This is a genomic window from Sporosarcina koreensis, assembly GCF_000826145.2.
In the GTDB taxonomy this organism is placed as follows: Bacteria; Bacillota; Bacilli; order Bacillales_A; family Planococcaceae; genus Sporosarcina; species Sporosarcina trichiuri.
In genome coordinates, this window is record NZ_LN651337.1 from 1602086 (window position 1) to 1620708 (window position 18623).

General features: G+C 55.8%; 22 protein-coding genes. 5 read left to right on the forward strand and 17 right to left on the reverse strand.

Annotation, left to right across the window (positions count from 1 at the left end):
* Window position 1 precedes the first annotated feature (1 nt).
* The 3 genes from BN1190_RS13530 to BN1190_RS13540 all read right to left on the reverse strand — a co-directional run bounded on the left by BN1190_RS13530 (window position 2) and on the right by BN1190_RS13540 (window position 2091).
* Window positions 2-682 carry a hypothetical protein gene (locus BN1190_RS13530; RefSeq protein ID WP_040287526.1) on the reverse strand — a complete coding sequence of 227 codons (681 nt, stop codon included), beginning with the start codon at window positions 680-682 and terminating at the stop codon, window positions 2-4.
* A gap of 474 nt (window positions 683-1156) precedes the next feature.
* The gene (locus BN1190_RS13535) at window positions 1157-1621 is read right to left on the reverse strand and encodes a hypothetical protein (protein WP_040287527.1); all 465 of its coding nucleotides are present in this window, start codon (window positions 1619-1621) and stop codon (window positions 1157-1159) included.
* A 101-nt stretch (window positions 1622-1722) separates the two neighbouring features.
* Window positions 1723-2091, reverse strand: coding sequence for a hypothetical protein (locus tag BN1190_RS13540; RefSeq protein ID WP_040287528.1), 369 nt, complete (start codon window positions 2089-2091; stop codon window positions 1723-1725).
* Window positions 2092-2271: 180 nt separating this feature from the next.
* Here BN1190_RS13540 and BN1190_RS13545 point away from each other — a divergent pair, with 180 nt between their 5' ends.
* The 3 genes from BN1190_RS13545 (at window position 2272) to BN1190_RS13555 (ending at window position 7182) form a co-directional block, all read left to right on the forward strand.
* Window positions 2272-2766 carry a helix-turn-helix domain-containing protein gene (locus BN1190_RS13545; protein ID WP_040287529.1) on the forward strand — a complete coding sequence of 165 codons (495 nt, stop codon included), beginning with the start codon at window positions 2272-2274 and terminating at the stop codon, window positions 2764-2766.
* A gap of 94 nt (window positions 2767-2860) precedes the next feature.
* Complete coding sequence (locus BN1190_RS13550; protein ID WP_040287530.1) at window positions 2861-4441, forward strand: hypothetical protein; 1581 nt, start codon at window positions 2861-2863, stop codon at window positions 4439-4441.
* Window positions 4438-7182 carry a DEAD/DEAH box helicase gene (locus BN1190_RS13555; RefSeq protein ID WP_098060140.1) on the forward strand — a complete coding sequence of 915 codons (2745 nt, stop codon included), beginning with the start codon at window positions 4438-4440 and terminating at the stop codon, window positions 7180-7182. Before BN1190_RS13550 ends, BN1190_RS13555 begins: the two co-directional genes overlap by 4 nt.
* 50 nt (window positions 7183-7232) lie before the next feature.
* On the opposite strand, the gene BN1190_RS14920 is transcribed toward BN1190_RS13555, so the two are convergent.
* The gene (locus BN1190_RS14920) at window positions 7233-7511 is read right to left on the reverse strand and encodes a hypothetical protein (protein WP_144036117.1); all 279 of its coding nucleotides are present in this window, start codon (window positions 7509-7511) and stop codon (window positions 7233-7235) included.
* 213 nt (window positions 7512-7724) lie between these two features.
* Complete coding sequence (locus BN1190_RS13560; protein ID WP_082023422.1) at window positions 7725-8171, reverse strand: single-stranded DNA-binding protein; 447 nt, start codon at window positions 8169-8171, stop codon at window positions 7725-7727.
* Between the two features lie 261 nt (window positions 8172-8432).
* On the opposite strand from BN1190_RS13560, the gene BN1190_RS13565 reads away from it, so the two are divergent.
* The gene (locus BN1190_RS13565) at window positions 8433-8861 is read left to right on the forward strand and encodes a YwpF family protein (protein WP_040287532.1); all 429 of its coding nucleotides are present in this window, start codon (window positions 8433-8435) and stop codon (window positions 8859-8861) included.
* A 97-nt stretch (window positions 8862-8958) separates the two neighbouring features.
* On the opposite strand, the gene BN1190_RS13570 is transcribed toward BN1190_RS13565, so the two are convergent.
* From BN1190_RS13570 to BN1190_RS13605, 8 genes are all read right to left on the reverse strand, one after another.
* Window positions 8959-9381, reverse strand: a complete 423-nt coding sequence (locus BN1190_RS13570) for a hypothetical protein (protein WP_040287533.1) — start codon at window positions 9379-9381, stop codon at window positions 8959-8961.
* A 72-nt stretch (window positions 9382-9453) separates the two neighbouring features.
* Entirely contained in the window at window positions 9454-9840 is a 387-nt protein-coding gene (locus BN1190_RS13575) for a hypothetical protein (protein ID WP_040287534.1), read from the reverse strand.
* A 146-nt stretch (window positions 9841-9986) separates the two neighbouring features.
* Window positions 9987-10421 carry a 3-hydroxyacyl-ACP dehydratase FabZ gene (gene fabZ / locus BN1190_RS13580; RefSeq protein WP_040287535.1) on the reverse strand — a complete coding sequence of 145 codons (435 nt, stop codon included), beginning with the start codon at window positions 10419-10421 and terminating at the stop codon, window positions 9987-9989.
* A gap of 22 nt (window positions 10422-10443) precedes the next feature.
* Window positions 10444-10890: a DNA-directed RNA polymerase subunit beta gene (locus BN1190_RS13585; RefSeq protein ID WP_052461892.1), complete on the reverse strand. Its 447-nt coding sequence runs from the start codon at window positions 10888-10890 to the stop codon at window positions 10444-10446.
* 20 nt (window positions 10891-10910) lie between these two features.
* Window positions 10911-11732, reverse strand: a complete 822-nt coding sequence (locus tag BN1190_RS13590; RefSeq protein ID WP_040287536.1) for a flagellar hook-basal body protein — start codon at window positions 11730-11732, stop codon at window positions 10911-10913.
* A gap of 36 nt (window positions 11733-11768) precedes the next feature.
* Window positions 11769-12608 (reverse strand): flagellar hook-basal body protein, encoded by an 840-nt coding sequence (locus BN1190_RS13595; RefSeq protein WP_040287537.1) that lies wholly within the window; start codon window positions 12606-12608, stop codon window positions 11769-11771.
* Window positions 12609-12659: 51 nt separating this feature from the next.
* Window positions 12660-13655, reverse strand: a complete 996-nt coding sequence (gene mreB / locus BN1190_RS13600) for a rod shape-determining protein MreB (RefSeq protein WP_040287538.1) — start codon at window positions 13653-13655, stop codon at window positions 12660-12662.
* 190 nt (window positions 13656-13845) lie between these two features.
* Complete coding sequence (locus BN1190_RS13605; protein WP_040287539.1) at window positions 13846-14130, reverse strand: sporulation transcriptional regulator SpoIIID; 285 nt, start codon at window positions 14128-14130, stop codon at window positions 13846-13848.
* Window positions 14131-14664: 534 nt separating this feature from the next.
* Between BN1190_RS13605 and BN1190_RS13610 the strand changes: the two genes are divergently transcribed.
* The gene (locus tag BN1190_RS13610) at window positions 14665-14868 is read left to right on the forward strand and encodes a hypothetical protein (protein ID WP_144036118.1); all 204 of its coding nucleotides are present in this window, start codon (window positions 14665-14667) and stop codon (window positions 14866-14868) included.
* Here the strand turns inward: BN1190_RS13610 and BN1190_RS13615 are convergent.
* The 4 genes from BN1190_RS13615 to BN1190_RS13630 all read right to left on the reverse strand — a co-directional run bounded on the left by BN1190_RS13615 (window position 14837) and on the right by BN1190_RS13630 (window position 18545).
* A complete protein-coding gene (locus tag BN1190_RS13615) occupies window positions 14837-15505 on the reverse strand; it encodes a M23 family metallopeptidase (RefSeq protein WP_040287541.1) in 669 nt (222 codons plus the stop codon). The genes BN1190_RS13610 and BN1190_RS13615 overlap by 32 nt on opposite strands.
* 31 nt (window positions 15506-15536) lie before the next feature.
* Window positions 15537-16487 carry a stage II sporulation protein D gene (gene spoIID / locus BN1190_RS13620; protein ID WP_040287542.1) on the reverse strand — a complete coding sequence of 317 codons (951 nt, stop codon included), beginning with the start codon at window positions 16485-16487 and terminating at the stop codon, window positions 15537-15539.
* Between the two features lie 112 nt (window positions 16488-16599).
* Window positions 16600-17901 (reverse strand): UDP-N-acetylglucosamine 1-carboxyvinyltransferase, encoded by a 1302-nt coding sequence (gene murA, locus BN1190_RS13625; protein WP_040287543.1) that lies wholly within the window; start codon window positions 17899-17901, stop codon window positions 16600-16602.
* 410 nt (window positions 17902-18311) lie between these two features.
* Window positions 18312-18545: a DUF1146 family protein gene (locus tag BN1190_RS13630; RefSeq protein ID WP_040287544.1), complete on the reverse strand. Its 234-nt coding sequence runs from the start codon at window positions 18543-18545 to the stop codon at window positions 18312-18314.
* Window positions 18546-18623 lie beyond the last annotated feature (78 nt).

Consider the following 18623-nt stretch of genomic DNA (forward strand, 5'->3'; position numbering starts at 1 on the left):
GTTACGCGCCTCCTTGCACGACGTAATTGAAGAGACGCTCGAACGGGATGTAGCCGATCGCTGCTGTCAGCAGGGCCATGGCGATCTGCAGGCCGATCAAAACGGCAAGCAGGCTCTTCCAGTTCATCGTTTTCGTATAGGAGCGGATGAAGCTGAACTGCATGCTGACGATGAGCGCGGAAACGAGTGTCAGCTGGTTGAGGAACATGACCAGGAACCACGTTTCGGAAAATGTCGCCGTGAGCGGTCCAAATGACAGGAATGACACGTTCGCCGCCTCCCCTTTCAAAGCGAAGACGAAGAATACGAGTGCTTTCTCCATCAGCAGCACACCGGTTGTCAGCAGCTGCAGCGGAACGATCCGGCGCACCGGGATCGAGGTGATGAGGCCAAGGACGTATGAAATGAAAAACAGATGAAAAGCTATGTAGATGACAGACCAGAGGACTGCGCCGATCACGGAGACGATCCGGGCGACCGTGTAACTTCCGCCTGCCGCAAGCATCGGGCTGAGCGAATCGGTTGTCATTCCCCATATATCGCGCAATGCAAACAGCACGATACCCGCAAGGAAAAGAAGAACGATCCGTACGGTGAACCCGCGCATTGCCGAATTTTGATGATCGATGGCGAGTTTTGACGGCTTCGTCACATAGCGCCAAAACGAAAAGTTGAAAAACATCGGATAATTCCTTTCTTAAAGAGGATGGGAAACGGTCAACACTGAAAACTTCCTATCCTATACTTTAGCAAAAACCGCGGAATTTGCAAAGTTTTCACGTACAAGACTCGTAATTTATCAGGATAAGAATATTTACGGAAAGGAGGTTTCCCATATGCCGAAACGTGGGTATTACATAACTATTACACACTCTAGTGACTCCTGATGACACCACGGACATACAACAGACCGGGGGTATCCGATTTATTTCCCGGGAAATCGACAAAAGGAGCGGATTCCAATGGAAAACAATATCCAAGCGAAACGAATTGCACAGATGACTTGGCAGGATGTAGCTTTCGGGCTTGCCGGTTCGACCGGTTTCGTAGCGCTGCTGTATTTCTTCCTATGAGACGGACACGGAACAGCCTATATAAAAAACAGTAAAACACCTATCCGGCAGAACAGCTTGCGGATAGGTGTTTTCAATTGGCATTATTCTTGTGTGACATTGGGCGTGTGCATTCCTTCCGTCAGTTCATTGAACAGGAGTCTGTCGTTCATCTCAAGTGCATAATCGATCATACGCAGCCGGTTCCGCAGTTCCAGCTCTCCGATCATGTCCTCGATTTCACGCGCTTGCGGCATGGAAAGTTCGGGAGCGAGCTGGAAGATGCCATCAAGAACGTCGGACAGGTGCATATGCAAATCGGAAATCAGGAGCAGCTGGTACAGCGGTAATCGGATGAACTGGCTGCCTCGCTGGAATACGAAGATCTCCCCCAGATTCTCGACTTGCAGGCTCTTCATGTTGATGATGATCTCTTTTCCTTCAATCGGAACAAACTGAAACACTTCCTGGCCTTTTACGATGGAGAAATACTGGTAGGCAAACACGAGCCGGAGCCTGAAATCCTCTTTGCTCGTATAAAACGGTGTCATTCGTTTAACGGACAGCATATGGATCTCCTCCTATATTGAATATTCCGATTATTAATAGTTTATCACATCCACCCCTGTTTTGTGAATGACAGATGCCTGTGTTTTTTGCCCTGTCGCCGTCAGACAGGCGCCGGTCCGTCGTCTTCCCGCACCTGCCAGCCCGGTGCCAGCAGCCAGTAGGACAGGCTTGCAGGGGAATATTCGCTGATCCCCAGCTCCTCCATCACCCTGCAGACCGTCTCCTCGAACTGACCCCTGTCCGTATTCAGTCGCCTGAACGTAATTCTGTTTCGCCTGCCATCCACGACGATTGAATCGAAATACACGCGGCCGATCGTCCTTCCGGTCAAATACATCATCCGGCCCTCCCGTATTCCTGAAGCATTCCCGGGACTCCGCAAACCAAGCTTTTCATGGATCTGCCCGCGGTTTCCGCCAAGCAGTTCCCCGAGCCCGGGGACATGGAGCACTATCGAATCCGGCTGCATCGCTTCCTCCTCCTTCACTATATGTTCTCACCTGATGTTACATGTCCGGGCCGATTCTTGCTCTCTCATCGATCCGTCTGTCGAACTTCACATATTGTTGATTATTATTTTCACAATTCGTGAGTTTTGATAAATCCTTCGTTTTACTCCTATACGGTAGAACAAAAAACGGAGGGCATTATGACACGAAAAACTCGTCATTTCGGTAAGCAATTCAAAGAGTACCGTGAAGAATATCTGGGCATCAAACAGCTGGAGGCCGCTGAACAGCTCTCCATCTCTTCGTCCGCCCTGTCCAATTATGAGCGGACCGACCGGGACCTCACATCCGAAATGCTGGCGGAATTCAAGGAGACCTTCGACATCCCGGATGACTACTTCGTCGCCATGGTGACAGGCAGACCGCTTCGTGATGTCCGTGCCGGTGCACCGGAAGCGGCCGGGAAAACATCCGAGATCCAGGCCGCCTACCGTGATCGGTTCGTCGATCACCACAGGACTCTTTTGCAGGAATCGAACGAGCTGCGGGAGATCATCGCCATCGTCGCTTCCATGACTGAAAAAGAACGCCGCCTGTACTTGAATTCCATCAAATCGAACCTGCTCGTGTTCCGCAGCCTCCTGAGGAAGCACGGCGATACAGGCCAGCCCCTTCCCTCTCCTGAACAGGAATGAGGGAAGGGGTTTTCCTTTGGAATGTGATGATTTACGCACCTGCCCGACATGGGGTATAATAGAAAGAATGCTTTGTCGAGGGAGAGGGTTAACTTTGCGCGTCGCTGCAGAACGGATTTCGTATTTGCATGAACGGGAAATTGAAAAGATGATGAAGGATATCCGATACAGATTCCGGCCGGACCAGCCGGAGCAGGCTGACCTGGTCCGCCGGGCGATCACGATGGTCCGGCGGGGAGCCATTTCGTCCTACCGGTATTCACAGGACGATGGCGAAGTGCTGGCGCAGCTCAACGATCGGGCGTCGGAATTCGTCCGGTTTTCATTCGGCGACCAGGCGCTCAGCTGCACATGCGGCACGAAAGACCGCTGTGAGCATCAGCTGGCAGTTGTCTTCGACTTATATTCACAATTCAATTCACTGACGGAGTGGTACCAGGACTGGCGGACGTCCGAGAAGGAAGAGCTCGCCGTGAAGATCACCGAGCGTACGCCGGATGCCTGGGATGCCGCACTGGCGAACGTGACAGCTCCGCTGCGGAAGCTGACGCCGGCCGTGAACTCCTCCGTCTTCACATACGAATGCGCGGAAATCGAAAACCGGGTGCGCCCGCTCATGCCGTTCGAGTATGAGTGGAAGCCGCTGTTCGATCTGTATTATCGCCTGCACCTTCTCGACGCTGCCTGGGCCTATATTTCGGACGTGCTGGATGCGGGCCATTCGCAGCATGCCTATGGCACGTGGCAGGTGACGACATGGCTGAACGATCAGATCGCCGATATCGAACGCCTTGCCGGTACGTTCGGCAGCAAACCGAAACTGTTCGAGACCGATCCGTTCATGAACCGTCTGAAGACCTTAGTCTACTCGGTCTGTGTCCGGCACAGCGGCCAGTTCGCATACCGCTTCCGTATTTACGAAGCGGTCTGGGGCCAGCTGTTTTCCGGCCGTGATGAACGCGAAGAGGAAAAACGCCGGCTTGCGGAAGATGGGTCGGAAGAAGCGAAACTGCTTTCGATGTACTTTGCGATCATCGAAGGGCGCGGGGATATCCTGGAAGGAGCGCTCTCCGCCGAACAGGCACCTGATTTCGGCAGCTGGATGATGCTTGCGAAATTCGCCAGGGAGTCGGCACTCATGCCGACGGCCGGCGCGATCGCCCGGGGACTGTATCCGTCGGTCGGCTCTTACTTCAGCCGGCAGACGAGCCGCAGTGAACAACTGGCCGCCGCCCAGCAGATCGACGCACTGCTCGACAGCGGTGATTTCACCGATGAAGAATATGAAACGGTCTATTCGATGTACGGCAAGATCGGCATCAGCCGCTATTCGCGTTTCCTCGCCGAACGGGAGCGCTACATGGAGTGGGCCGCCCTGCTGCACCGGTTCGCCGTACCGTTCGACAGTGTGGATGCGGAAGAGATGAAGGAAGTACTGGCCCATCAGCCGGATGCCGCCATGCCGCTGCTGCATGACTACGCCCAGCAGTTCATCGCCGATAAGAACCGGATGAGCTACCGCCGGGCCGTCAAATTGTTCAAACGGATGCGGACCGCCTGCAAACGAAGCGGACGGAACGATTTCTGGAACCGCTACATCCGCTCCGTACGCGAGAAACACCGGCGTCTCCGGGCACTGGTCGAAGAAATGGAAAGGGGGAATCTGGAATTATGAATCCAGCCAATCCGCTCGTCCGCACGCTGCATCTGACAGTCCAGCCGACGGACCGCGAAAATTTCGCCGTGGCAGCTGCCGATGATTACGGGACAGCGCTGCCTGCAGACCGTCTTGTCTCGTTCCTCTTCTTCAATGATGAATCAACACTCTTCGGTCTGTCGGTGCCGGTCGAGGAAAACTCCGTTATCCTGCGTCCCCACGAATGGGTCCAGGCGCTCGGCGCAGGACGCCACCCGTTCGTTTCGTATGCCGGCAGCACGGAACACGACGCGGACCAGCTGAAGACTGCAGAAGAGGCGGCTGCGTTATGGCAGTCCGCGGATCTGTTTTCGTACATCCAGCCCGATGCCGACGAGGTCATCCATCTCGCCGGCGAGGCTGCAGGCCTGTCTGACGGTGCTGCCGGCCTGCTGAAGCAGGCGGTCATCAGCAAGTTCAAAGCGCTCGGCGTCGGACCCGATTCCGTCACTGCCCTGCTGCCGCATTTGAAGACCTATGGCTGGCCGGGGGAGGCACGGACCGATCTGCCTGTCCGCTGTGCACTCCGGCTGACGGAACCTGATGCCGACCGGACCGTGGACTGGCTGCTCGAGACGGTCCTGCTGAACGAGCGCGGTACCCAATGGATACCGGCGAAGTCGAAGCGCAATGCACCGATTGCGGATGCATTGCCTGCCAAATGGAAGACCTATGCGGATGCGCTCGAGGAGCAGCAGTCCGAAATGATGTCATTCCTCCAGTCCGCGGCTCCTGAAGCGGACGGCAGCTTCCTCCATATGCCGATGAGCGATCCGGAAGTGCGGCTGTTCATCCAGCATGATCTGCCGCTGTTCCAGTCGTTCGGGTTCACAGTGCTGCTGCCGGCTTGGCTGAAAACTGTGACGGATACGAAACTGAAGATCCGGACCGACGCCGGCATCCAGTCCTACCGATCCGCAGCCGGGCTCGATGAAGTGCTGTCGTTCAATTGGAACTTCTCCCTCGGCGGCCAGATGATCGACCGGGATGCGTTCCAGCGGATGGTGGACGAAAACCGGGAGTTCATCCGTACGGGTGACGAATGGTTCCATATCGATCCCGCCTGGCTGAAACGTATCCGGGAGCTGATGGAACAGGCGGATGAAGGCGAATGGACCGTGAAGGATCTGCTGTTCCAAGAGCTTCCCGAGGAGATCGTGCCAATCGAGGAGGAGATGGAGGAAGAAGATCCGCTTCTCGCGTTCACCATGCAGCAGTCACTCCGGGAATACGTCGATCAGATCATGGACAAAAAGGGACTGCCGGAGGTTACGATCCCTGCCAGTCTGCAGACGGAACTGCGGCCGTACCAGCATGAAGGCTTCAACTGGCTCATGTTCATGCGGAAGAACAAGTTCGGCGCGTGCCTCGCGGATGATATGGGGCTCGGCAAGACAGTGCAGCTCATCAGCTACCTGCTCGCCGTCCACGAACAGGCTGATACAGGGGCTCCGTCGCTCATCATCTGCCCGACGAGCGTACTCGGCAACTGGCAGAAGGAGCTTGAGAAATTCGCTCCTTCCCTGAAGGCGTCAATCCATTACGGACCGGGCCGCCTGCGGGAAGAGCAGTTCGCGCAATCGATGGAAGCCGAGCAGCCCGACGTCGTACTGACGACTTACGGGACCGCGACACAGGACAGCGACTTCCTGACAACATTCCCGTTTGCGAGTATCACACTCGATGAAGCACAGAACATCAAGAATATGCAGACGAAGCAGTCGCGGGCGATCCGGAAGCTGCAGGGCGGCCACCATATCGCCCTGACCGGAACACCGATCGAAAATCGCCTGGCGGAACTGTGGGCGATCTTCGACTTCATCCACCGCGGATACTTCGGCAGTTTCCGGCGCTTCACGGATGACTATATCATTCCGATCGAGCGGGATGACGATGATCGGACGAAACGCCGGCTGCGGTCGAAGATCCACCCGTTCCTGCTGCGGCGGACGAAGAACGATCCGGACCTGCAGCTGAACCTGCCGAAGAAGCTCGAACAGAACGAATACGTGCCGCTCACCGCAGAACAGGCGGCGCTGTATGAGAGTTTCATAGAGGAGACGAAGTTCAAGCTCCAGACGCTCTCCGGCTTCGAACGCAAGGGGCTCATCCTGAAGATGCTGAGCCGTCTGAAGCAGCTGTGCAACCATCCGGCGCTGTTCCTGAAAGAACCGTATACGACGGCAGACCGGATGCTCGTGCGTTCCGACAAGCTGGAACGGCTCGTGAAGCTGGCGGCGGAAATCGCCCAGAACGGCGAGCAGTGCCTGATCTTCACCCAGTATATCGGCATGGGCCAGCTGATCCGGCAGTGCCTGTCCGACCTGTATGACTTCGATGTACCGTTCCTGACGGGCAGTATGCCGAAAGGGCAGCGGGACGCTCTGGTGGAGGCATTCCAGAGAGGTGAATTCCCGATATTCATCCTCTCGCTGAAGGCGGGCGGTACGGGGCTGAACCTGACGGCTGCGAACCATGTGCTGCACGCGGACCGCTGGTGGAACCCGGCGGTCGAAAACCAGGCGACCGACCGGGCGTACCGGATCGGGCAGGAAAAGTTCGTGCACGTCCATAAGTTCGTGACGATCGGGACGATCGAGGAGAAAATAGATAAGATGCTGGAAGAAAAAGCGGCATTATCCGCGGACCTCATCCAGTCGAGCCAGTGGCTGACTGAGCTGTCCGATACGGAACTCGATGACCTGCTGACGTTCGGCTGACCCTGCATGGAAACAGACGCAAATCGCTCCGGCGGTTTGCGTTTTTCCGTCTAGACGCGGGTCAGCCGTTTCATATGTATGACACGGAGTGTTTTCGTCCGTTCCAGCTGTTCAAGCTGTTCCATCCGTTCGTTCAAGTTCGCGACCATGCGGATCAGCTGGCCGATCTGCAGTTCCATCCGATACATGAGCTGCTGCTGTGCGTCCATCATTCCATCCCCCTTTTTTTCATCAGCAGCGCCGCAGTGGAGCGGGAAGCGGTCTCCCGCCGGCTGCGGCCGCCCTGCTGATACTATGGCGTTCAGTCGTCTCCTCGTTATAGCTAACATGTACATGCACCGCTGCAGGTCTGCCTGAGATGGATCCGCCTGCAGGCGGCGTACGCCGGGATGCTCCCCCGAATATCCCGGCCGTTTGATACTCCCCTCTGTCCGGCAGGTCTTTCAGCCGGACAGGTTAAGCGGTTCCTCCACCCGGATCGGCGCCCGGTGCTGTCCCTCCTTCCTGTCTGCACGTTTCTGCGCCTATGTATGTCTGCAGGCTCAGTAAATCGGCAGTGCCTCGGATTCCGGCTTGGACGGCGGCAGCTCGAAGTGCGCTGATGCCGCTTCGCGTTCCGTCTCGGCAGACGGGCTGCCCGCCGCGGCAGACTGATGATCCGCTGATGCCGGTTTCTTCGTCTGGATGAATCGCACATCCTCCCCGATGATCTCCGTCACGTAGGCGCGTGTCCGGTCTTGCCGCTCATACGTCCGTGTCTGGATGCGCCCGCTGATACCGATAAGCGATCCTTTACCGCAGTGCCTGGCCGTGCTCTCCGCAGTCTTGCCCCAGATCGAGCAAAGGATGAAGTCGGCATCGATCTCTCCCTGCTGGTTCTTGAAGCTCCTGTTCACAGCTAGCGTGAAGCTGGCCTGCGCTCTCCGATCCCCGACCATGCGGAGTTCCGGATCTTTTGTGAGCCGTCCCACGAGTGCTACGTGATTCACCTGTTCCCCTCCTCTCTTTTAAGCTGCCTTGACTATACGATGTTCCGTTTTTCTGCACAACTTGGCATTTCGGGGATTTGATGGTCTTTTTCAGGTCAAACTTGAAGTTTGGCATGTCCGATTCCAGACGATACGACAAATTTCATGGCTGGCAGGAGGTTTGGCAATTGTCTCGTTTCCACGATAATTCGGCTTTGACCATTTTTGAAAAAGTTTATTTCCGCTATGGTATACTGGGTGGAAAAGGGGGCTGCAGAGGGGATGAAAACATTCAAAATGATATCGTTCAACTTTCTCGCGGACGACCAGGCAGAAGAGCTGCCGCTGCTTGACGGCATCATCATCAATCAGGAAAACAGCCATCGGATGTGGATACTGGAACTGTTCCTGGACGCTTCGCTCAAGGAGCGGTTCGAGAAACTGCAGACCAACGAGGAATTGCTCGAAGCAAAAGTGGTTATTTCCTATCCCGAGAACGAACCGGCTGCATTCCTGCTGGCGATCGATACTGTCCAGCAGATCGGAGACAGGCTGTCCGTATTGCTGAAGGGACGGCTGAAGCGGCAGCGGAGCGAGTATGCAGAACAGCTGCTGGGTGAACTGATGGAGAGCGGGCTGGAGGGACCGGAGCTGCTGGAGCGGTTCGAGCATGACATGCGGTCGCGTCCGCGTCTGAAGAAGAAGACCTAATACATGGAAGAAGGGCTGTCCGGGCAGATCAGTGATCTGTTGTGCCGGACAGCCCTTTTTTGTATCCGCATTCCAAATAAGTGCGTCGTGCCGCTCCTTATTTCATGCCGTTCTTGTCGTCTTTCTTCGGGGAGCCGCCGTTGTTTCCGGTGCCCGCCGTGTTGTCGCCGTCCTCCGTACTGTTCGCGCCCCAGTCATCGCCTTCTGCGTTGCCGTTGCCTTTAAGCGTACCATCGCCGTCCATCCCATTCACCCCGCCGGTACCATTGCCGTCCATCCCGCCATTGTCGAGCAGGTTGTCGTCACCGTTTTCCGGACGTGCCTCTTCCACGCCATCCAGATTCGGGCCAGCTGTACCGTCCGGATTGTCCGCATCCATTTCCGGCGTCCAGTCGTCCGTCCGGCGGTCCAGGTCTTCCATCGGTGTTTCGTCATTGTCCGGCATTGCATCGTTGTCATTGTTGCCGCACGCCGTCAGCAGGAACCCCGCTGCCGCCAGCGGTATCGCTTTTTTCCACATAAAAAGTTCCCTCCTCTCCATTCAGCCATCTGTCATAGCTTGGCCTGGAAAAGGGGAACTATCCGTGATTTCTTATGCGTCCACCCGTTTTTTCAATTCTGACTCCACGTAGGCCGCTTCCGCTTTGCACTCGTAGAAGTACTGCGTCTCCAGCTTTTCCTGCATTTGCTGGATGGAGGCGATCTGTTCTTCGGATGGCGGTTCGCTGAGCACTTTCCGGATCACTTCGTTGATACGCGTTGCGACGTCTTCATGGAATTCCGCCGACAGTTTGACGTCATCCGGTATCTTTTCATACCACAGTGCTTTTTTCGTGATGTACTCGCTCCACCGTTTCATGAAATCATTCATGTCATACCGGTCGGGATCCCATCCGATTTCTGCCATGTATTGTTCAAAGGTCTGTGTGATCGACCTCGTGATGCTGCTCTTCAGGTTGGGTGAAAGACTTTTGAACATTCTCGTTTCGTACCTCCCACAGTGTACATATGCCGCTTGCGGCATGTCTGATCAGCTTGCTGTGCAGCTCTTGCACAGGCCGATTTCCGTACTGCATTACTTGAAATTTTATCGGATACTGGAATCGGTTGCAACTTTTAACCGGTTCAGTCCTCTTTTGCCCCGAGTGCGAATGTGATATCCGCCTCGCAGGCGACTTCACCTTCCACAGTTGCCACCGCATGCCCTTTGCCGATCGATCCGCGCATCCGGGTGATTTCCACTTTCAGATGCAGCACGTCCCCCGGCACGACCTGGCGCTTGAAACGGCAGTTGTCGATGCCCGCGAAGAATGCCAGACGGCCTTTGTTCTCTTCCTTCTGCAGGATCGCGACCGCACCGACCTGGGCCAGCGCTTCGACGATCAGGACACCCGGCATGACGGGATATCCAGGAAAGTGGCCGTTGAAATAGTCTTCATTGACACTTACGTTCTTAAATCCTTCCGCCCGTACGCCCGCTTCGACTTCGAGGATGCGGTCGACGAGCAGGAATGGGTAGCGGTGCGGGATGATAGCCTGGATCTGTTCAGCTGTCAGCATGGAATTCCCCCTTTGGCGTATACTATTCTTTCCCGTTCATGATATCGAAAATGTGCGTCCATGTCTCTTTTTGGAAGACATCACCGGCCGGACCGTCCCCGAGGATGCTGTAGCCGATCATCGCGCCGGCAATGACTGCCACAGCTAATAACAAAATGACGAGCAGGACACGGACATAGATCGGCAGGATGCGGATCTGCACCCAGCGGACCGGTTTCACATCCGCCGCTTCTTCGTCTGCTTGTGCGTTCGCGGCTGCCGGCCGTTCGTTCCGTGTTTCAGGAACCGTCTGTCCGGCATACGGCTCTTTGCTCCGTCTGCTGCGCACCGGCTTCTCCTGTTCCGCTGCTGTCTCGGCAACGGTTGCGGCATGCGCTCTTCTTGCTTCCGTGCGGCTCATGATCGGTTTTTGCGACGATTCTGCCGGTGTTTCTGCCGGTGTGCTTGTGATTCGTTTCTCTTCGGTCATATCAATGCTCCCCACTTCGCTCACCGGATGTTGTTGACCAGGCCGAGCATCTGATCAGCGATGGAGACCGTACGTGAGTTGAATTGATACGATCGCTGGACGTTGATGAGGTCTGTCATTTCTTTTTGATAGTCCACGTTGGAACCTTCGAGCGCCCCCTGCCGGATGGCAATCTCCGATTCCGCAGCTCCAGTAAGTTCTGTTAAAATATCCGCTTCCGTGACGCCGAGTTCATCCAGATTGTCCGGCACTTTGAAATGTGTCGACGACAGCCGCGTCATCAGGTTCGGCCGCTCCATGCGTGTGATGCCCAGGGTGACCGTCTGTTCCGTGCCGTCCGCCCGTCTTGCCGTCAGCACACCGCCGTCCCGCAATTCGAAGTCAGCAACCGTTCCGGTGAAGGAGATCGGTCTGCCAGTACTGTCCGCGACTGCATTGCCTTCCCCGTCGACGAGCGCCGTCCGGTTCCCGTCAGGCGACAGGTAGAAGTTCCCCTGGCGCGTGTAGACGGTCTCCCCTCCTGCGAGTACATTGAAATACTGTTTCGGCTCCGTCAGCGCAAAGTCGAGATTCCGGTCCGTCGGCTGAAGAGTGCCGACTTTCCAGTTCATCTGCGTCTGGGCAAGCATCGCACCGACACCATAGCGGATGCCTGCAGGCGTTTCGCGCGGTGCCTTGTCCGCCTTGTCATTATTGAACTGCTGGTAGAGCATCTCCTGGAAGCTCGCCTGGTTCGCCTTATAGCCGTGTGTCGTCAGGTTGGACAGGTTATTGCCGATCATATCGATATTGTTCTGCAGCTGGTTCATGGTGTTGACAGCTGTTGTCATCGTTCGGATCATCTCGGTTGACTCCTTTCACTCATGCAGCGGACGCGGTCAGCCATTGACCCGGCCCACTTCGGACACCGTTTTTTCCATGCTGCGGTCATACGCCTGAAGCACTTTCTGGTTCGCTTCGAACGCGCGGTAGGCCGTCATCATATCCGTCATCGTGCGGGCGGCATCGACATTCGACTGTTCGACGAACCCCTGCTGGAACGAATAGGTGACGCCGTCTGCATCTGCTGCGTCCGGCAGGTCCTCTGATGCATAGAACAGACCGTTATCACGCTTTGCGAGCGTCTCCGGCTGTGCGGCGAAACCGATGCCGAGACGGATGCCCTGTCCGGCGCCGCCATAGGAGATGACGCCTTCGGGCGAAACATCGAAGTCATCGTCCGGCAGCTGGATGCGCTGACCGCGGTCATCGAGCACGTAGTTTCCGGAAGCATTCGTCAGGTAGCCTTCCGCGTTGAGGGCAAAGTTCCCGTTTTTCGTGTAGGCCCGTTCCCCGCCCGGCCCTTCGAGTGTGTAGAACACGGCGCCCGGACGTCCTGTTTCTTCATCGACAGGCAGTGAGCCGTCGATGAGGGCGATATCCGTCGTCAGTTCCGTTTCGCGGAGCTGGCCCTGCGTGAACAGCGGGGCTGTCTCCTGCATGTACGTCCCGGTGGACAGCTGTCCGACCGGGCGCAGCCCTTTCATCTGAAACCGGTTCTCGACCGGGATCTTCGCCGTCTCGAGGCTGGACAGAAGCATTTCCGGGAATGACCGGATGGATGACTGCTCGGCCTTGAATCCGGGGGTATTGGCGTTCGCCATATTATTTGAAAGCATTTCGGTTCTGCGCTGCTGTGCAATCATGCCGGAACCGGCTGTATAGAATCCACGGAACATCCGCTCCGCCTCCTTTGTGCTGTGATGCAAATGGTCCAGTGGCTGCTGTCTTCAAGATTTCCTGCGTTTTTTATCCAGGCTGTCGAGCATGATGCCTGTCCCTTTCGCCACACAGGCAAGCGGATCCTCTGCTGTGAATACCGGTACTTTGAGCTCTTCTGCAAGCAGCTGATCGAGTCCGCGGAGCAGTGCGCCGCCCCCTGTAAGGATGATGCCGCGGTCGATGATGTCCGCGGACAGTTCCGGCGGTGTCTTCTCGAGCACGTTCTTCGCGGTGTGGAGGATCCAGGCGACCGATTCCTCCATCGCATCGCTGACCTCCTTCGACGTGATGGTCACTGTGCGCGGAAGTCCGGAGACAAGATCGCGCCCGCGGATGGCCAGCTCTTTTTCTTCGCCGCCCGGGAACAGCGACGTGACGGCGATTTTGACGTCTTCAGCGGTGCGTTCCCCGATCAGCAATTTATGGTTTTTCTTGATGGATTGGATGATATCGTTATCGAACGTATTGCCGGCGATCTTGATGGATGCGGAGGTGACGATATCCCCCATGGAGAGCACTGCGACGTCCGTCGTCCCGCCGCCGATGTCGATGACCATGTTGCCGCTCGGCTGGTAGATGTCCATGCCGGCGCCAATTGCTGCGACTTTCGGTTCGGCTTCCAGGAATACCTGGCGGCCGCCTGATTTCTGGACGGCTTCCTTGATGGCCTTCTGTTCGACGCTTGTGACATCGGTCGGACAGCAGATCAGGATGCGGGGCTTCGAGAACCAGCCTCTGACCTTCAGACGGTCGATGAACCCTTTCAGCATCGCTTCGGTGCTGTCGAAATCAGCGATGACACCGTCTTTCAAGGGACGCATGACCTGGATATTACCGGGGGTGCGGCCGATCATCCGGTGCGCTTCCTCCCCGACCGCCACCATGCTTTTCGCTGCAGGATCGACTGCGACCACGGATGGTTCGTTCAGTTCGATCCCTTTTCCTTTCACATGTATCAGTACATTGGATGTACCCAGGTCAATGCCGATATCTTTCGCAAACATCTCATCCCTGCCCCTTCCGTTCGTCCGGCCGGTAAATTGGAAATTTACACGTTCTCCTAACTTAACATTTTATCACAATGTTCTTCAAAAGAACATAATAAGTGCCGAATTTCGCTGATTCGGCGCACTCGGCCAGGGCTGTCCGGCCGCCTTCCTGAAATCCCCGCGAAAAAGCGGACCAGCTGTGCCGCTAGTCCGCTTTTGTGTCGGTTTCGATCAGTTTCTGCTGTTCCATTTTCCATTTCTGGCGTGTAGCTTCGCCGCCTCTCAGATGGCGGATGGATTTGTGGTAGGCCAGCACCTTGGCGACGTCTTCCGATAATGCGGAATCGATGTTGGGCAGCCGTTCCGTCAGGTCTTTGTGGATCGTGCTTTTCGAGTAGCCCGTTGCTTTTGCGAGTGCCCGCACCGTGAGTCCCGTTTCGATCAGCAGGTTGCCGAGGCGAACGCTGCGCCTCCGAATTTGTTCGTGCACACCCTCTTCCTTTCTCGTCGTCCATTTGTTCTTTCACTGTATGCGGCAGGCTGGGGGTGTATTCCTTTTGGGGGCTGGGTGCTGGGTCGTTGGTGTGTGGTTTCTTGAGCGGTTGTGTAGTTTGCTTGAGCGGTTCTCTCCCTTATTTGAGCGGTGGGAGGCTGGGCTTGAGCGGTTCTGCGTTCGCTTGAGCGGTTCTCCCTCTCTCTTGAGCGTTGCAGTCCCCTGCTTGAGCGCCGTCGCTCGCTCCGACGACGGCACTGACAGAAAAGGCGCAGCGGCAGCGGAGCCCGACAAGTCAGTCTTGGTTTTGATTTGGTGAAGGGCATGATGCGCGAGCGGGTGACTGCCTGGCAATGATGGTTCCCCGCGAGATGGGGTGTGTGGCGCTGTCTCGAACAGGGTGTCTGTGCACGCCACAATTCGCGGAAGGACGCGAATGGCTGCCGTGCACAGGCACCCTGGGGAGTTCGGCGGAATCGGTCGGGTTGGATGCTGGAACGGGCGGGTTGGATGCTGGAACGGGCGGGTTGCATGACGGAACGGGCGGGTCTGTACACCGGATTGGGCGGGTTCAACCTTGAAACGGGCGGGTTGCTGCTGGAAACGGGCGGGTTCATCTCCGAAACGGGCGGGTCGGTCGTCGAGTGGAGCGCTTCACCGACGCACGCAAAAAAGCCTGCCGGAGGGGGCAGGCTGGATGTGGTTATTGGAAAGCCAGGAACGAATGCGGGTTGACCGCGACGTTGTCTTTCTGGACTTCGAAGTGCAGGTGGATGCCGGCAGCTGCGTTCCATTCGTTTTCCGCCGTTGTCGCGAGCACTTCACCTTGCTGGATTTCGTCGCCCTCTTTCACCAGGATGCCGGTGACGGAGCGGTAGATCGTCTTCAGGCCGTCTTTGTGCGAGAGTACGATTTCGTCGCCTTGGAACGGATCGGAAATGATTTTATCGACTTTCCCGCTCATGGCTGCGACGACTTCGAATGGCTGGCCGCCGACGGACAGTGTCACACCTTCGTTCGTCACGTATTGCTGCTTGAAGACCAGCAATGCGTTTTCACGTGTGGCTGCGTCAGCTTCCGGATCGTAGAAATCTTGTAAAATAGCGACTTGGTCAAGCAGGTCTTCCTTGAATGGATACTTCAGATTCTCGGCTTTGGCGTTCGTTTCAACGGTGACGCCTCCTTTGTCCTTGCCTGTTTCTTTCTCGACTGCAGCCTGCTGCGGTGCTTCCGTCTTATTCAGTGCATTGTATCCCCAGACCATTCCAACGAACAACACAGCGAAACTTGCATAGACGGCGGGCCAGAACCAGTTGCTTTTCGTGCTCTTGTTTTTCTGAGAAGGGGCTTTCGGTTTTTTTTCTTCTCCCATTATGATCACCTCACTCGCTATTCTCTGCAAGTTACGGTGTTTTTAAACATTCGCTTTCCGGCTTCTCGAATTTTTTTATCTGCGTCCCGGTATAGTAGTGTCCGACGATCTGCTCGGCAGTCCAGCCCTTCTTGGCATAGGCTTCTGCGCCGTTCTGGCTCATGCCGACACCGTGGCCGTACCCTTTCGTCGTAATATGGACGACCTTGTTGGTCACATCGAATCCGATGTTGAAATCGGTGGAGGCGAGCCCGAGGCGTTCACGGATATCCCGGCCGGTGAATTCAGCCGTCCCCGATATGACTTTCTGGACACGGCCTGTTTCGTTGCGGACCAGCTGGAGTGCGCGGAAATCAGCTTCTTTCCATGAAACCCCGAGCTTTGCATTCCATTCACTGAGCGGCATGTCCTTCTTGCGCTCAATCTCCTCGGAGACCGTCTGTTCGTCCGGACTCTCCACACTCTGCAAATACGGGATCGGGCTGCCTGTGAAGTTCTCGGCGGTTTCCGTCTGGCCGTTCGACGTGGAGAAGAACATGGCAGTGATCATTTCATTCTCGTGTACGAGGACTTTGCCCGCCGTGGCCTCCACAGCATCCCGTATTTTCTTTTCGTTCTCCTTGAACGCCTTGCCCCAGCGTTCTTTCCGCTGCTTCTCACTGGAATAGACTTGTGCGCTGACATCGCGGCCGATCGGTTTCGTCCCTTCCGCCGTTTCCTTCAGGGCATAGGTCCGCGCGGCGATCGCCTGCGCCTTGAGGGCTTCCGGCGAGTAGGACACCGGCATTTCGGAAGCGACGACGCCGATGATGTACTCTTCCAGCTGCAGGGGCTTGTCCTCTCCTTCCACTGTAATCTCGGCCTGGCATACAGCCGGTCCGGGGGTTGCCGACGCGCGGTCCGGCGGTTTGTCCTTGGCATTCAGCAAGATCGGAATGAAAAAGAGCAAGATGATGAATACTGCTGCTAATCGTTTGTCCATGCCGCATTCTATGCAGCACAGCCCTAGCTTATTCGCAGCAGTCAGCTGGGCGCCCTGCTGTTTCCATCCAATGAAAAAGCTGTCCCCCGGTGATGGAGGACAGCCAATAGTATTATGAATGCACGATTTCGGAATCTGCTGTTTCGGATTGGGAAGAAACGCGTTCGATGTCCGCGCCGAGTGCTTTCAGTTTGTGATGGAAATTGACGTAGCCGCGGTCCAGGTGGACGAGCTCCGTGACACGTGTCACGCCGTCTGCGACGAGGCCGGCCAAGATGAGGGCGGCAGCAGCACGCAGGTCGGTCGCTGCCACTTCAGCGCCCTGCAGCTTCGATGGTCCGTTCATGATGACGGAACGGCCTTCGATTTTGATGTCGGCATTCATGCGGCGGAATTCCTCCACATGCATGAACCGGTTCTCGAATACGGTTTCCGTCAAGACGCCTGTTCCTTCAGCTTTCAGCATGAGTGCCATCATCTGGGACTGCATATCTGTCGGGAATCCAGGGTGCGGCATCGTCTTCAAATCGACCGACTTCAGCGGGTGCTCGGCCGTAATGCGGATGCCTTCGTCAAGCTCGGTGATCACGACACCCATTTCCTGCAGTTTGGAAATCAGGGCAGCATTGTGCTCAGGCAAAGCGTTTTCGATCGTCACATCTCCGCCTGTAATCGCTGCAGCAACCATGAATGTACCTGTTTCGATGCGGTCCGGGATGATATTATGGACAGCGCCTTTCAAGTACGGCACCCCTTCGATACGGATGACATCAGTACCGGCACCGATCACACGGCCGCCCATCTCATTGATGAAGTTCGCAAGGTCCACGATCTCCGGCTCTTTTGCGGCGTTTTCGATCGTCGTCGTCCCTTTCGCGAGGGCGGCAGCTGTCATGATGTTTTCAGTCGCTCCGACACTCGGGAAATCGAGATAGATCTTGGCGCCTTTCAAGCCGCCGTTCGCACGTGCTTCGACGAAGCCGTGTCCAAAGGAAATTTCAGCGCCCATCGCTTCGAAGCCTTTCAGGTGCTGGTCGATCGGACGTGATCCGATCGCACAGCCGCCGGGCATTGCCACGCGTGCAAACCCATTGCGTGCAAGCAGAGGACCCATTACCAAGATGGATGCACGCATTTTACGGACGTATTCGAACTGTGCTTCGCTCGTCAGTGTCTCGGTCGAGTCGATGATCAGCTCGCCTTCCTCCGGCTTATAGTCCGTTTTCGCATATAAGCTTTTCAGCACTTCGTTGATCGTGCGGACATCCGACAGATTCGGCACTTCCCGAATGATGTTTACACCTTCCGTTGCAAGCAGGGCAGCGGCAAGGATCGGGAGTACTGCGTTTTTAGCCCCTTCCACGCGCACCGTCCCGTGCAGCTGCCGTCCACCATTAATAATAATTTTATCCAAAACAAGCCCCTCCGACTCAAAGTTATAATTCGTTCCCGTGTCATTGTCAAAGTCATTGTGTATCGATGAAAACTTAAATTAGTAATCTGATAGAAAAATCAACCAAACTCAGTCCATTGTACAACGTACCGCATCGGTTCACAAGCGTCATTGTGACTGTTTCCGACAAAAGACCGTCTCAGTCCATGATATGTATGCCTAAGAAGATCCGTGTGGGTGAATAGCTTACTCTTTTTCCCTCCAATATTACAAGGAGGTTACAGTCGTTTGGTTTCCCGACCGCCGTCCCGAGTAAACCTTTCTCATTGAATTATAATAATTCCGCCGCATCCCAGCTGTCTGCTGCCGATACGCTGATAGTTCGTCTGATCGCCCCGGAGGCATGTATGCCTGCGCGGCGATCAGACGAATCAGCCGAAGAAGAACGGCAGCCTCCCTGACCAGTAGGATATGTCCAAAAAGAAATTCGATACGGCCGAACCGATGGCAATGCTCAGCAGTATATACAGCAGCTGGGTTTGGAAGACCCGGTTTTTGCGGATGATCGCCTGCGGCATGATGGCCTGCAGCGCGTAGAATGAGATGCCGATGAAAAAGATGTGAGATCCGATCGCAAGGAGCGGATTGACCCCGTAGATATCCATATGCTTCGTCTCTCCCTGCCTGCCCGGATGCTGTCCGGGTTGGTTTGTACGCTAAAAAACCGGACAGAAGGAAACCCT

What these genes read in the sequence shown, in the direction of transcription:
- BN1190_RS13610 (WP_144036118.1), top strand. Translation starts at nt 14,665, where the DNA reads ATGACGGAACGGGCGGGTCTGTACACCGGATTGGGCGGGTTCAACCTT.
- BN1190_RS13575 (WP_040287534.1), bottom strand. Translation starts at nt 9,840, where the DNA reads ATGTTCAAAAGTCTTTCACCCAACCTGAAGAGCAGCATCACGAGGTCG.
- BN1190_RS13545 (WP_040287529.1), top strand. Translation starts at nt 2,272, where the DNA reads ATGACACGAAAAACTCGTCATTTCGGTAAGCAATTCAAAGAGTACCGT.
- BN1190_RS13595 (WP_040287537.1), bottom strand. Translation starts at nt 12,608, where the DNA reads ATGTTCCGTGGATTCTATACAGCCGGTTCCGGCATGATTGCACAGCAG.
- fabZ (WP_040287535.1), bottom strand. Translation starts at nt 10,421, where the DNA reads ATGCTGACAGCTGAACAGATCCAGGCTATCATCCCGCACCGCTACCCA.
- BN1190_RS13565 (WP_040287532.1), top strand. Translation starts at nt 8,433, where the DNA reads ATGAAAACATTCAAAATGATATCGTTCAACTTTCTCGCGGACGACCAG.
- BN1190_RS13630 (WP_040287544.1), bottom strand. Translation starts at nt 18,545, where the DNA reads ATGGATATCTACGGGGTCAATCCGCTCCTTGCGATCGGATCTCACATC.
- BN1190_RS13590 (WP_040287536.1), bottom strand. Translation starts at nt 11,732, where the DNA reads ATGATCCGAACGATGACAACAGCTGTCAACACCATGAACCAGCTGCAG.
- mreB (WP_040287538.1), bottom strand. Translation starts at nt 13,655, where the DNA reads ATGTTTGCGAAAGATATCGGCATTGACCTGGGTACATCCAATGTACTG.
- BN1190_RS13585 (WP_052461892.1), bottom strand. Translation starts at nt 10,890, where the DNA reads ATGACCGAAGAGAAACGAATCACAAGCACACCGGCAGAAACACCGGCA.
- BN1190_RS14920 (WP_144036117.1), bottom strand. Translation starts at nt 7,511, where the DNA reads ATGTTAGCTATAACGAGGAGACGACTGAACGCCATAGTATCAGCAGGG.
- BN1190_RS13535 (WP_040287527.1), bottom strand. Translation starts at nt 1,621, where the DNA reads ATGCTGTCCGTTAAACGAATGACACCGTTTTATACGAGCAAAGAGGAT.
- BN1190_RS13530 (WP_040287526.1), bottom strand. Translation starts at nt 682, where the DNA reads ATGTTTTTCAACTTTTCGTTTTGGCGCTATGTGACGAAGCCGTCAAAA.
- spoIID (WP_040287542.1), bottom strand. Translation starts at nt 16,487, where the DNA reads ATGGACAAACGATTAGCAGCAGTATTCATCATCTTGCTCTTTTTCATT.
- BN1190_RS13570 (WP_040287533.1), bottom strand. Translation starts at nt 9,381, where the DNA reads ATGTGGAAAAAAGCGATACCGCTGGCGGCAGCGGGGTTCCTGCTGACG.
- BN1190_RS13555 (WP_098060140.1), top strand. Translation starts at nt 4,438, where the DNA reads ATGAATCCAGCCAATCCGCTCGTCCGCACGCTGCATCTGACAGTCCAG.
- BN1190_RS13615 (WP_040287541.1), bottom strand. Translation starts at nt 15,505, where the DNA reads ATGGGAGAAGAAAAAAAACCGAAAGCCCCTTCTCAGAAAAACAAGAGC.
- BN1190_RS13540 (WP_040287528.1), bottom strand. Translation starts at nt 2,091, where the DNA reads ATGCAGCCGGATTCGATAGTGCTCCATGTCCCCGGGCTCGGGGAACTG.